Genomic DNA, 14,513 nt, shown 5'->3' on the forward strand with positions numbered 1-14,513 from the left:
CAACGGCCTGAAAACCGGCGGCGGAATGTTAAACCCATAACACAGTATATTTTGGGGGCAAAATATACCTACTTTTTCAGGGTTTCTCACGAAACCAATCTGAAGCCGGCTTTATACCCGGCCACGTTAACAGCACCGCTTCAGCGCGGGCCGTTATGCTGCACATTCAGTTGCAGACGCGAAGTTCAGACTTCGTCTTTTTGCCGGTTGACCATCCGCCCCGCGGACCTGGCCAACCGGCAATCGCTGTTTACCGGACTGCCGGTGCTCCATACCGCCCCCCCTTCACTTACCAAAGCATTCAGCATTCAGTACCAGGATGCCGCAACCTCAAAAAAAGCGGCAAAACAAACCGTATTCACCCTTAACCAAAACACGCAATGATTGTCTTTACCCCTCTCCTTTGCCTGATCACAGCGACCGGAACAGCAAGCATTGTCTGAAACCAACACAACAGGCTTGAAGGCAAACGCATCACCGGAACACATCTCCACAGTCCGCTCCCTGAGCCGGACTGCAGCACGCACCGCAATTGTCAGGTGCAAGCCGCTGCGTTTGTCTGCCCCTGCCCTGCAGTTGCTCCCCGCCCGCTTTTCACGCACATGTGTACGCGCGCGTGCCTGTTACTTAATATTATCATTTTTACTTATCTCCCTGAATATCAAGGCACAACAACCTGTTGTCCTTACCTGGCCCCTCACCTCCCCCAACGAAACGGCCATCCCCTCTCCCTATGCCACCCTCTCCTTCTCTGCCGGCAAAGGCGTTGACTCGCTGCGCTTTAGCGAAGCGTTCGGCGTGATGGCCAACGGATGGAACACCGACAACCAGGACCCTGAAGCTTACTTCGAGTACACCCTTACCCCCGCCCCCGGCACCAGCCTTGAAATCAACCGGCTGAACTTCGAAGTAAGCCTGAGCCGCGTGAATATGCGCACCTCGGTGCAGTACTCCTACGACGGTTTCCGCATGCAGAAGACCCAGATCGGTCACACCATCTACATCGCCACCCATGAGCCCCGCAACCTGCCCGTAAAAACCAGCCTCCGGGTTGCCTACCCCCAAACCCTCAGCATCCGCGTTTACGGCTGGAGCACCGTGGATTACCTCGTTGACTTCTGCACCCGGAACGTAAGCTTTGATGCCGTGGTATTTGGCCGTGATTTGCTGGCTGAAATCCCAACCGACACCCTTTCACCCCAAACTGAACTACCCGAAATTGAGCCGGTAACACCCGAAACCCTTGCCGCTTTGCCAGCAACCGAAGATTCTCCCAAACTTCCCCCATCGGATACCACCCAAATCACCGAACCATTGGCCGCTTTGGGCGTGTTGCCTCCACAGGATACATTGGTGGGAGGTGGAAAAGAAGGAGAGAAGGCGCCGTTGGGGACAGTTACAATTACAACATCACAAAACTGGACAGTTCCAGCAGGTGTTTATGAAATTACGGTGGAATGCTGGGGTGGCGGTGGCGGAGGTGGTGGCGCATATATTGGCGCTGGAGGTGGCGGTGGAGGTGGTGCCTATCAGGTTGCGACTTTTGCAGTAAGTGTGGGACAGGTTTACAACATAACAGTTGGTGGCGGAGGATCAAGCGGGTCAAATCAAAATGGGGGAAATGGTGGCACAACAACTGTAACCGGCCCCGGCGGAAGTTTAACAGCAAATGGAGGGTATGGAGGGATCCGAGGTGAAGGATATAGATATTGGGACTGGGGGTCGTTTTCTTATATTTATGTAAATGATTATGGAAATGGGGGTAATGGTGGCGCAGGAGCATTTAGCGGTGGGAATGGGGGAAATTCTTCTGGGAACGGCGCTGGCGGCGGTGGTGGCGCTGGAAATAACGGCAGTGGGACTGCTGGAGGAAACACAGCAACGGGAGCCGGAGGTGCAGGCAATCCAAATGTTGTACCTTATGTTGGAGGAAATGGAGGAGCTTATAGAAATAGTAATGGAGGAGGAAATAATGCAAGCATCCCCAGCGGAGGTGGAGGTGGAGCAAGATCAGTTAGTAGTACAAGCTCAGGGAGCGGTGGTACAGGTGCAAGAGGACAGGTCATCATCTCTTGGCCGGCTTGTGTTGATCCAACTATATATAATGTTACTGGTGGTGGTTCATATTGCTCAGGTGGTGCTGGCTTGCCCGTTGGCGTTGATAACTCAGAAGCTGATGTTAACTATCAATTGTTCAGGGGAGCAACAGCACTTGCAATAATTAATGGAACTGGAGGTGCAATAACCTTTGGAAACCAAACGGTGGCTGGAACTTATACGGTGGTCGCTACACGCACGGTTGGTGGTTGCACTTCAATTATGAATGGTTCGGCTACTATTACTATAAACCCTCTGTCTGTCGCACCAACTGCAATAACCGGAACGACAACGATTTGTACAGGCTCCTCAACAACGCTTACCGTTAGTGGAGGTACATTAGGAACAGGCGCTACAGTGCAGTGGTTTACAGGTTCATGCGGTGGAACTTCAGCAGGAACAGGAAATAGCATTACAGTAAATCCTACTGTCGCAACAACTTATTATGTTCGTTATTCCGGTACTTGCAATACAACAACGTGTGCTTCGGCTACGGTTACTGTAAACGAGGACAACACCGTTTCTCCAGCCAGTTATAGCCCAAGTTTGTGTATTAATAGTGCTTTGAATCCCTCCATTACCCACACCACAACCGGGGCTACCGGAATTGGCGCAGCTACCGGCTTGCCCGCTGGTGTTTTTGCTGCATGGGCTGCAAATACAATCACCATCTCAGGAACACCAACTGCATCTGGAACCTTCAACTATTCAATTCCTTTGACTGGTGGTTGCGGGCCGACAATCTATGCAACGGGTACAATCATCGTTAACCCTCTTCCCGTTGCAACCATAACCGGACCAACACCCGTTTGTCAGGGTGAGGCAGGCCAGGTATATACTACCCAAGTGGGAATGACAAATTATAATTGGAGTATTGCGGGAGGAACGATAAATTCAGGCAATACCACGGCTTCAGTATCTGTAACCTGGAATACCCCCGGAAATCAGTCTATTAGTGTTTATTATACTAATGGTAATGGGTGTACCGGTAACGCGGTAACTTTTCCGGTTTTGGTCAATCCAACACCTGTGGCCGTTTCACCCGGGGATCAAAGTTTCTGTAATGGCATAGCAACTCCGGTAATCAATCTTACCGGAACACCTTCTGGTGTTACATTTAATGTAAGCGGCGGAACAGGTATAGGACTGGCTAACCAAAACGGTATTACCGCAATTCCTTCATTTGTTCCTACAACCGGCACCGCCACTATTTCCATAACCCCCGTAGCCAACGGATGTACAGGCAGCCCGGTGACTTTCACCATCACCGTTTATGATTTGCCTACGGCTGTTGCTCCCTCCGATCAAATGTATTGTAATGGAGAAACGACTACTGTTATTTCACTTTCCGGCACACCGACAGGAGTTGTGTTTGACATTTCGGGTGGTGCTGCTGTCGGACTTGCCAATCAAACCGGCGTAACTCAAATACCATCTTTTACAGCAACAACAGGCTCAGCCACAGTTACCATTACTCCTCAGGCCAATGGATGCACCGGAACAGCGGTAACCTATGATATTCTCGTGCATCCTACTCCAACAGTAACTTCGCCTGGGAATCTGGTTTATTGCCACAATGTTACTACCACTCCGATAAATTTAAACGGAACGCCATCCGGTGTTGTTTTTGACATAAGCGGCGGTACTTCCATAGGATTGGCTGATCAAACTGGGGTGACAGCAATACCTTCATTTACCACCATTGCCGGTATAGCAACCATAACCATCACACCAAGAGCAAATGGATGTACAGGTACACCGGGAACTTTTACCATCACCGTTCAATCCGTCCCCACTGCCGGCTCCATCGCTGCAGATCAATATATTTGTTTTGGAGGTACGCCTGATCCAATTACCAGTGTACAAAACGGAACCGGTGACGGCGACATTACCTATCGCTGGGAACGTTCGGTTTCACCTTTTACAGTTTGGACAACCATTGCAGGTGCCACCACTGCCGGATATAATCCCGGCCCCCTGGCGTTTACCACTCAATTCAGGAGATACACCGTATCTACACTGAACGGAATTGCATGTGAGTCAGCAGCAAGTAATGTAGTAACCATCACCATCCAGGATGTGGCTGTTACGGCCGGAAGTATCGGTTATAGTCAGACCATCTGTTACAATGGAACACCGGATAACCTGGTTTCAGTCGTTGACGGTACAGCAACAGCCGGTGCAACCGTAAGTTATGAGTGGCAGATCAATACAGGAGCCTGGGTACTTCTACCGGGTGAAAACAATGCTACCCTGAATATTTCCACACCCCATACAGTCACCACATCCTACCGCAGAAGGACGGTAGCCACCCTGGCTGGCAATTCATGTTATTCCGATTGGACGCTACAGGTAACCATTACCGTGATCCGTCCGGTGACTGCCGGGAGCATCGCTGCCAGCCAGACCATCTGTAACGGAGACACCCCCGCCGCGCTGACCTCTGTAACCGCCGGCGCCTCACCCGGAGCCACCATCACCTACCGCTGGGAACAAAGCACCGACCTGGGTGTAAACTGGACCACCATCGCAGGGGCAACCACGGCAGGCTATGCCCCTGGTGCGCTTACCCAGACCACCTGGTACAGGCGTATTACCATAGCCACACAAAACGGAACTTCCTGCGAATCAGTGCCAACCAATACCGTGATCATAACGGTACAGGATGTTGTGAACCCGGGTAGCATTGCCGCCAGCCAGACCATCTGCTATGGCGCAACTCCGGCCCCGCTCACCTCTGTTACACCGGGCAGCGGATCTTCTTCACCGGCTTATTCATGGGAATACAGTATCAATGGTGGTGCTACCTGGATTCCCATTGCAGGAGCTACAGGAGCAGGATATGCCCCTGGTGCCCTTACCCAGACCACGTGGTACAGACGGATTACAACCTGCACCGTAAACGGGGTAAACTGCTCTGCCGCATCAGCGCATGTGGTCATAACCGTTCAGGGACAGGTGATTCCCCCGACGGTGACAGCAAATCAGACGATTTGCTACAACACGACTCCGGCAATACTTAACAGAACCAATGCCACGGGAGGATCGGGCACTTTTACCTATCAGTGGCAGAGCAGCACGGATAATGTAAACTTTACCAATGTGGGTGCCTCCGGCCCGACCTATCAGCCCCCGGCACTGACCGTAACGACCTATTACCGGGTTGCTGTGACAGATGCCAGTTGTGGGGGGCCGTATTTTAGTAACGTGGTTACCATTACAGTAAGAGCGCAACTGGTAGCACCGGAGATTTGCTGCGATCAGGTTGTATGCTATGGATATGCTGCAGATGCAATTACAATAACTTCTCCTCCTACCGGTGGAGTTGGAACATATTCTTACCAATGGCAATGGAGTAATAATGGAACCGAACCTTGGACAAATCAAGCTGGTGCTATTTTCCCTTCTTATACTCCTGCGATTTTTGACAGATATTACAGATTGGTTGTTACTGACCCTTGTGGCACTGTATATTCAAATGCTGTTCATATAACATCTTCTGTTTCATTTTCACTTTCATTTACTGGCAGCGGCTATCCATCAAATCAAGTTTGTCCTGGATACTCATTTAACTATGAAATCTGGTCTGGAGGAATTACTCTTAGTGGGAAAACAATTAAGTATTCCTGGTCTGCTGATCCAAATTTCGTTTCACCGTCTACAGGAGGTCCGATTGGTAATGTTTGGGGCTTTTTAATATATTTATATTGGGCAGAGATAGATTTTACAGTCTTTAACTATACTAATCAAACTGTTACAACCACTATTAACATATATCCAACAGTTTATAACAACAATGGAACAGTTTATTGTAATCTGAGTCCGCAACCATTCCCGGTAACTATCAGACCTTTTATGCTGGCCTGCCCCTCCGATATCACCGCCAATACTTCTCCCGGAAGTTGTACTGCACAAGTCAGCATTCCTAACATACAGTGGGTTCCAAATTCCTGTACTTCAACTGTAACCTGGACCATGAGCGGGGCAACAACAGGAAGCGGAACGGGAAATATGAATACAAGAACATTTAACCAGGGTGTTACAACGGTAACTTACTCATCCGTTATGAACGGACAAAACACCACCTGTTCCTTTACCGTAACGGTCACCGACAACGAAGCCCCGGCAATTACCTGCCCGGTAAATATAACCAGGAATACCGACCTGAATCAATGTGCAGCATCCATTGCAACCCCCAATCCCACATTCAGCGACAACTGCGGAGGTGCAGCAGGAGTTACCTTACTTACCTGGAGTATGAGCGGTGCAACCACAGGTACTTCACCCATGACAGGAATCAATTATGTCGGCACCCAAACCTTTAATCCCGGTGTTACCACCATCAATTACTCCGCCGAAGATGCCGCCGGAAACAAGAATACCTGCTCCTACACAGTAACGGTTACCGATAACCAGTCTCCCACCTTTACTTCCTGCCCGTCAAACTATAATGTAAGTACAGATGAGGGTATCTGTTCGGCAACATTTGACCCGGCCGACCCGGCAGTTACTGATAATTGCTATGATCTGCTGGCCGTTACCTGGGTAATGACCGGAGCAACGACCGGCAACTCGCCGGCAACCGGCATCAACTTCCTGGGGACTACGACATTTAATACCGGTGTTACCACCATCACTTACACCGCGGTAGATCCGGGTGGCAATAATGCGACCTGTTCATTTACCGTTACAGTTACCGACAACGAGGCTCCTGCTTTCACATTCTGCCCTCCCGGGTACTCTGTAAATGCCGGACCTGGCCGTTGTGATGCGGAAATAAATACACAAAATCCGGAATACTTCGATAACTGCGGAATATCGGGCCTTACATGGACCATCACAGGAGCCACTACCGGATCCGGCACCGGAAATATCGGACAATACACCTTTAATGTCGGGACCAGTATTGTGGTTTACACCCTGGCCGATAACAGCGCACCTCCCGTAACCGCAACCTGCACATATGAAGTAAGGGTAATTGACAACCAGCCGCCCACCATGAACTGCCCGGCCAATCAGAACAGGGATACAGATCCGGGCGTATGTACCTACACAGCCGTTGGTAATGAATTCGATCCGGTCAATATCAACGAAAACTGCGCCACCTATACCCTTAGCAATGATTTCACCGGCGGGCCTACCCTTGCCGGCGCTGCATTCCCGCGAGGCACAACCACGGTGCGCTGGGTACTGATCGATGCAGGCGGAAACTCAACCCAATGCAATTTTTCTATAACTGTTACCGACCGTGAGGATCCGGTAATCTCCGCTTGCGCGCCCCCTCAGACTGCCAGTGCCGATGAGGACTGCCAGGCTGCGGTACCTGATGTTAAAGGGCTGATTACTGCCAGCGACAATTGCACCCCGTCAGCATCCCTTGTTATTTCGCAGAGTCCGGCGGCCGGTTCACTTGTCGGGGTAGGTGTTACCAACATTAACATTATTGTGGAAGATCAGTACGGAAATCAGGCCAGTTGCCAAACCACATTTACGGTAACTGACGATACCGCACCGGTATTCGCAGACTGCCCGGCAGAGCCCAGAGATCTTGGTTGTAACCCGTCAACACTGCCCAATGAAGCCATGGCCATTACTATTGCAGGCAATGTAACTGATAACTGCAACGCCAGTCCCATTGTAAGTGCCACCGGAGGCAGCATCACCAATACCGGATGCGACTACACCCAAACCTGGACAGTAACCGCCACAGACGGTAGTAATTCAGCCAGTTGCGAGGTGGTGTTTGAGTGGAATGAAGATAATGAAGCCCCCGTAATCACCACCACCGCCACAAACGGTGACCTGGGTTGTAACCCGACGGTTACAGCTCCCGTATTTACCGGAACCGACAACTGCGAAGGAACATTTACCCCGGATGTTGCCTCCGACGGACCGGTGAACACCAGCGGCTGCCTGTGGTCACAAACCTGGACAGCAACCTATACCGATGACTGCGGGAACGCAGCCTCCCCGGTTAGCATTACCTACACCTGGACCATCGACAATGAGCGCCCCGAAATCACAACCTCAGCGGTAAGCGGTGACCTGGGATGCAGCCCGGCCGTTGTGGAACCCATATTCTCAGGCTCCGATAACTGCGAAGGAAACATCACCCCGGTGGTCACCACCTCTGGCCCTTCAAATACCGGTTGCGATTACTCCCAGACATGGACAGCCGAATATACCGATGCCTGCGGAAATCCTGCTACAGAAGTCAGCATTACTTACACCTGGACACAGGATAATGCTGCTCCCGACATCACCTGCCCAGCAGATCAAACCGTCACCGTCAACTCCGGCAATGTTTATATCCACTCCGGCACCGGCTGGGATGCCACCGCCACCGACAACTGCCCGGGAACAGTAACTTTAGCGGCTCAGCTTTCTGGTGTAACAACCACAGGCCCCCACACCACCCTCAACGGCGTCACCTTCAACCAGGGCCTGACCACCGTTACCTGGACCGCCACCGATGCCTGCGGAAATGAAGCTACCTGTGAATTTTATGTTCAGGTGGATGGCACAGCAGATATTGCGGTTGAGAAAACCGGCCCCACAACCATTACTGCCGGAGAGCAGATAGAGTGGACCATTACCGTGACCAACCTCGGTCCGGCAACGGCTCCTGAGGTTACCCTGACCGACGCTATACCGGCAGGTGTAAATAATGCACAGATTTCCACCGATGGCGGCAGCACCTGGATTGGATGGACAGGAACCATGATATTTAATAACCTGGCGGTGAATGATCCTCAGGCATTGTTGCTCAGGGGCGAGGTTGACTGCGCTGCTTTAGATTTCACCAACACAGCTGAGGTTGCTGTATCCCTGCCATTTAAGGATCCAAATCCGGACAATGACGAATCCTCTGTAACTACCACTATTGAGAACCCGCTGGTTGTTACTGCGGAAGTTACTGATTCAGAGTGCGAGGAAGAAGGCGAAATTGATATCACCGTTACCGGCGGAACGCCGCCGTATACCTATGTATGGACAGGCCCCGTTGGCTTTACCAGCACTGATGAAGACCTTACCGGCCTTGTTTCCGGCACCTATACGGTGGTGGTAACCGATGCCAATGGTTGCGAGGCTACCGATAGCTGGACCGTTACCAGCGAGGATACCGAACCTCCGACCTTTACCGCCCCAGGGCCGTTTGATTTCTGCGTATCAGGTATTTTCTCCGCAGTTTATGACGGAGTGATCGGACCTGATTCAGACATAGTTCCTGACGATATCTACTTGCCCTTATTCCCAACCGGCTGGACAAGACCTGACTGGTACATAATAGACGCAGGAAGTACCGTGCTTGACATTGATCCTGCTTCTCTTAATGACAATTGCTGCGATCCCGGCGAACTTACAATAAGCTGGATAATTAACTTCAGCACCGGAGAACCTTCAATTACCGGCACCGGGCAACCTTCAACCTATGATCCGGATACTAATGGTTCGCCTGATCCGATCAAACTATGGGGCACACCGAACAATGTGAATGTGACCCATACCATTGAATATTCAGTTACCGATTGTAACGGCAATGTGGCCGCTACCGTTTCCGTAGATATCCTGATCCGGCCAAGGCCCGAAGTGGATAAACAGTAATTAACATTTTGACAATGAGACTGAAACAGAAAATAAGCACAAATAAATTCAAGACAGGTAAAAACCTGCCCAACAACACGATATTTCCGGCCCGGCCTTCCCAACTGTTCTCCCACAGCCTTAGGGCCGTCCGGAATTTTTGCCTCCAATACAAAACAATGTTTAACAAAAACCACCGCCTATGAGAAAGGAAAGCTGAAAGAGAAAGACCGCTACTTGCGGCCATAACAAAACATTTTTTTAACAAAACAAAAAACGTCCATCATGGACAAAACACAAACAAACAATTTTAATTTTTCTAACAATTTGATTACAAACAATTAAAACTTACAAAAATGAAAAAGCAAATTTTAATTCTCGCGATGCTGACCTTAGCATTGCTTTTCTCCGCGACAAACATGTCCTTTGGACAACCCTTGAATCCTGAGAATGATTATCTGGATGCAGTTCCCACGTGTCCTGCTGCTATCCCCCTAACCTGTGCTACCGGAACCGGTTTAAACCCGGTACCAGGTGTTGAATATCCCTATACCATAACTGCACCTGACGCAGGAACAGTTTATTGGTTTGTAACTGATGATCCAACACAAATTATGACTGCTCCATCAACATTTACAGCGAACATCGATCCCGGCGATGGCACAGGCGATTATCTTTTAGATTCCGATGCCGCATACAATGTTTTAGCTAATACTTCTCTAACTGTCAATCTAACCTGGAAGTCATTTAATGGTACCGCCAATCAGGTCTTATTGGTGGCTTATGTTGTAAATGCTTCCGGATGTACTGATAATATTGAAGTTTTTCGTATTGTTCCTACTTATTCGTTTACTCTTGATATTGCTGGTTTGGATGAAACTGGTGTTGTGGGTACTACAGAATGCGTTGGTAATATTCAGAGCGCATCATATGATGGAACAGACCTGAATGTAGTATATGGTGACAACTATGTATTCTTTATTGTTACAGCAGCCAACTGGCAGACTTCATGGATGCCTTCATGGACAACAGCTAATTCAACTTTAGGCGCAAGTACCATCACTTCTGTTGAATGGGCATATGCTGATGAGGCAACAAATACTGGTGCATGGAATGCAGTCACTGATCCAGTACTCGCATCTCATTATACTACAATTGTCAATAATGGATTTATTAGTGAGGCTTGTATAGTTGTACGTGTTGAAGTTAGTCATGCTGCAACCGAAACTCTTGCTACTGAATCAATTGTACTTGGAATTAATGGTAATATGGAAGATCCTGAAACTGCAGGTAGTTATACATTATATCCTGATCTTGATGAAGGCCCAGCTGGTCAACCGTGTGTTAATAATGTTACTGACGAGGCAACATACACAATTACACCAAGACCTACTATGACCGCAGTAACTCCTACTCCGTTTGAAAATAAGCTTCCATAATGGAGAGGTAGTTTGAATTTGCTTTTTCAACCCAATATTCTTTCCGGTTGGAGTTCCGAAGTTTCGGGATTCCGGCCGGAGGGAAGAAGGGAAGAAAAGGATTTCGGATTGTAGATTTCGGATTTCGGATTGAGAGATTCGGATATGCGATTTCAGGTTTTAATAGAATTTGACAATCCGGGATGCATGGAAACATGGCAAACGATGCGAGAATGAAGTGTAAATGTGATGTGATAATGTGGTAATGAGCTAATGTGATAATGTGATAATGAAATATTGGAGCATTGGAGCATTGGACATAGAACGTAAGACAGGATTCAGGCAGTGGGTTTAGGAAAAGGGCAGGTGGATTGGCGTAGTTGAGGCATTGTCACAGATTTTATAACGCATAGTTAAGATGGATAAAGGCAGAAGGAGTTGGAAGTGTTACAGTTTTACCGCGCGGGGTAAGCCCGGTGCAGGGTTTATGGCCTGCCACGGGGTGCTTGCACGCAAAGGACTGCACACTGCAACCGGTTTGCCACAGAAAGGATAATTATGGATAAACCCTTAAGGCTGAGGAAGCTGCACGGTCCGGTGCTGTTTGATACCGGAGCGGAAGCGGAGCCTGCGGTCTGCCTGCACCGCATCCCGGAAATGGGCGCATGGAAGCCGGCGAAAGGGTTCATGATATCCGCCATTTTAAAGCCGCGTTTACACGGATTGACCTTCCCGCCTGTGGCGTGAACCCCAGGGTTCCGTTACGATGGCACTATATAGGCCCGATCACGATCGGGAGAAAGCCGGAAAGGGTTTTCGCGCAGTTGTTCCGCTTTGGCGGACATCAAGGAATGGATTGAACGATTCCAAATCTGAACGCCTATGCAGCAAAATGGCAGGCAGAGGAAACTGAAGGGATTCCGCGGGGATCTCCGGGTGCTGTGCACAGGGGATGGCCGGAAGAAGCCCGGATTTTCTGCAGCTGTTGCAGGAGGTGGCCGGAGCGTGGAAGATGTTGATCCTTATAGGATTTCGGATTTCGGATTTTAGATTTCGGATTGAAACTTACAGTCCGGAGCATTTCCGGAAATCTACAACTGAACGGAGCCCGTTGTCGAACAAAAATTCATGACAATGCGAACACGGTTTTAGTATGAAGCTGAAGTTCCCGACAAGGACTGCCTGGTGTATAAGCCTGTATAACCGCAGGTTTACGGCCACCACTATGTCCGGCAATATAACGTTAAGGGAATGAGCACGTTGTAAACAATTTTAACCTGATTGACTATGGAAAGAACCATGCAAGAATGCAGTAGGGTCAGCGGAGCTTTTGATTTCGGATTTCTGATTTTGGATTTCGGATTGAAAGGTTTACCGGAAGTCCGGCGGACGCGGGGAAGTGCTTTTGATGGCGGATTTACGTCCCCCGACCCGCGTCCCTCGACCACCTGCGATCAAACACAGAAAAGAGCGGAAGTATGGAAACGAATGGATGTTGGAAGAGCGCTTAACCGGAGCTGTCGTCCCTCGTCCCTCGTCCCCCGTCCCCTTTCAGAAAGCATGGCCAGCCATTGGCAGTCAACGCTTTCCAATTCACGGAGTATTCACCAATTAAATTGATATGAATGCATAAGCAACAAAACAAACATGGCCCCGGCGCAGAAGCGGGAACCTGTATTGCCTGGCTGTTAAGGCCGGAAGCGGTGCGGGAGCCGGTGCAGGCTGCCGGGCTCAGGGCGGATGGATCTCCTCCACCCTTGCGGGCAGGGCCTCACGAAAAGGAGTGGCCTCCCGGCAACACAATGGTTCAGCAACGACGAAGGCGACGACGATGCCTGCCAGAGAAAGACTGTCTGGCACGGCATCAGGGTGAGGGTCCACCCGGAGACGCCATAAGATTAATTATCAACAACATAGGCCCAGCAGCCCGGAGCAGGTTGCCCGCCAGGGGGCACTTGCAAACCAGGGATTTAAAGACATTTTTGAGCTTAATGGGAGAGGTACGTCCTGATGTGAAGTACAACTTTATAGAAAAAGACAAGGAGACAAGGAGACGGGGAGACAAGGGGAAAAAGAAAGGAAGACCACGGTGGTCGAGCGTTTCCGATCCCGATCGCTATCGGGACCATCGGAACGAGACCACCACAAGCAGGACAAGGAGACCAGGAGACGGGGAGACAAGGAGAATGAGGGAAAAGGAGAAAGAGAGAGGAAGATGTAAAAACAATCATTGCGGCCTTGCGCCTTTGAGCGGGTCTTTCACGACAGACCTGCATTGGACAAGGAGACCCGGAGACGGGGAGACAAGGGGAAAAAGAAAGGAAGACCACGGTGGTCGAGCGTTTCCGATCCCGATCGCTATCGGGACCATCGGAACGAGACCACCACATGCAGGACAAGGAGACAAGGAGACGGGAAGACAAGGAGAAGAAATTGCGGATTGCGGATTGCGGATTGCGGAATGCGGAATGTGGGAAGTAGTAACAAGAACACAAGAACACACAAACACTAAAACACAAGAACACACAAACACACGAACACACGAACACCTGAACACCTGAACACCTGAACACCTGAACACCTGAACACTTAAACACCAAAATGACCGCATTTAAACACATACTTAGACTGATGGCTGCAGCGATAGCGCTGCTGCTGACCGGTGCATCCGCATCGGCCCAGTCGGTCACTGTGTATGCCGGTCAGACCTTTACCTTTGAGGTGGATGTTCAGTTTGCGCAGGAAGAAAATATCACCTGGGAGATCTATGACAATTATACAGGCATCAACATGGCTGTTGTACCGGGCAACTGTCCGGTTACCAGCGCCTTCTTCCCGTCGGGTAATACCGGATCATCGGTACCCATCACATTCCTGGCGGAAGGCATGTATATGGTCAAGATCACGGCGGTAAACGACTGTCCCACCAATAACATGAAGTTCTATCTGGTGGAAGTATTGCCTGCCCTGCCCACGGCCTCGCTGGTGGTGAATCCCGAAGAGGTTTGCCGCGGCGATGAAGCCGACCTTTTGATTACTTTTACCGGTGAAGCGCCGTGGAGCTTCGAACTCGAGGCCAATGACGGCATCAATCCGCCGGTAACAACAACATATAACGGTATCACGGACAACCCGTTTGTGATCGTGATATCGCCGACGCGGACCACTACCTACACGGTGCTTTCGGTCACCGACGCCAACGGAACCAACCCGGATCCGTCGAACAGCGTCACCCTGACCGTGAAACCGAGACCGGATGGCTCGCCGATTTATCAGTATGAACCTTAGAAGGAGGGACGAGGGACGCCTGAAGATGGGACGAGGGACGCCTGAAGAAGGGACAAGGGACGTAAGTAAGGAAAGAGCGGGGGTGGACGAGCGAAGCCGAGACCAACCGACACCACCATACATTGG

General features: G+C 50.1%; 6 protein-coding genes. All 6 read left to right on the plus strand.

Features of this window, described 5'->3' with window-relative positions; all coding sequences use genetic code 11:
* Positions 1 to 51: 51 nt before the first annotated feature.
* The 6 genes from TBC1_RS17230 (at position 52) to TBC1_RS17270 (ending at position 14,387) form a co-directional block, all read left to right on the plus strand.
* Positions 52 to 384, plus strand: a complete 333-nt coding sequence (locus TBC1_RS17230; RefSeq protein ID WP_062045484.1) for a hypothetical protein — start codon at positions 52 to 54, stop codon at positions 382 to 384.
* 75 nt (positions 385 to 459) lie between these two features.
* Complete coding sequence (locus TBC1_RS17250; protein ID WP_082189688.1) at positions 460 to 9,702, plus strand: HYR domain-containing protein; 9,243 nt, start codon at positions 460 to 462, stop codon at positions 9,700 to 9,702.
* 335 nt (positions 9,703 to 10,037) lie between these two features.
* Positions 10,038 to 11,120 carry a hypothetical protein gene (locus TBC1_RS17255; protein WP_062045494.1) on the plus strand — a complete coding sequence of 361 codons (1,083 nt, stop codon included), beginning with the start codon at positions 10,038 to 10,040 and terminating at the stop codon, positions 11,118 to 11,120.
* Positions 11,121 to 11,517: 397 nt separating this feature from the next.
* Positions 11,518 to 11,655 (plus strand): hypothetical protein, encoded by a 138-nt coding sequence (locus tag TBC1_RS18205; RefSeq protein WP_236695692.1) that lies wholly within the window; start codon positions 11,518 to 11,520, stop codon positions 11,653 to 11,655.
* Between the two features lie 2 nt (positions 11,656 to 11,657).
* Positions 11,658 to 11,846, plus strand: a complete 189-nt coding sequence (locus TBC1_RS17260) for a hypothetical protein (protein ID WP_062045496.1) — start codon at positions 11,658 to 11,660, stop codon at positions 11,844 to 11,846.
* Between the two features lie 1,854 nt (positions 11,847 to 13,700).
* The gene (locus TBC1_RS17270; protein WP_137305850.1) at positions 13,701 to 14,387 is read left to right on the plus strand and encodes a hypothetical protein; all 687 of its coding nucleotides are present in this window, start codon (positions 13,701 to 13,703) and stop codon (positions 14,385 to 14,387) included.
* The last annotated feature ends 126 nt before the right edge of the window (positions 14,388 to 14,513 follow it).

Origin of the sequence: Lentimicrobium saccharophilum, from assembly GCF_001192835.1 — a bacterium.
Lineage (GTDB): Bacteria > Bacteroidota > Bacteroidia > Bacteroidales > Lentimicrobiaceae > Lentimicrobium > Lentimicrobium saccharophilum.

What these genes read in the sequence shown, in the direction of transcription:
- TBC1_RS17255 (WP_062045494.1), top strand. Translation starts at nt 10,038, where the DNA reads ATGAAAAAGCAAATTTTAATTCTCGCGATGCTGACCTTAGCATTGCTT.
- TBC1_RS18205 (WP_236695692.1), top strand. Translation starts at nt 11,518, where the DNA reads ATGGATAAAGGCAGAAGGAGTTGGAAGTGTTACAGTTTTACCGCGCGG.
- TBC1_RS17260 (WP_062045496.1), top strand. Translation starts at nt 11,658, where the DNA reads ATGGATAAACCCTTAAGGCTGAGGAAGCTGCACGGTCCGGTGCTGTTT.
- TBC1_RS17270 (WP_137305850.1), top strand. Translation starts at nt 13,701, where the DNA reads ATGACCGCATTTAAACACATACTTAGACTGATGGCTGCAGCGATAGCG.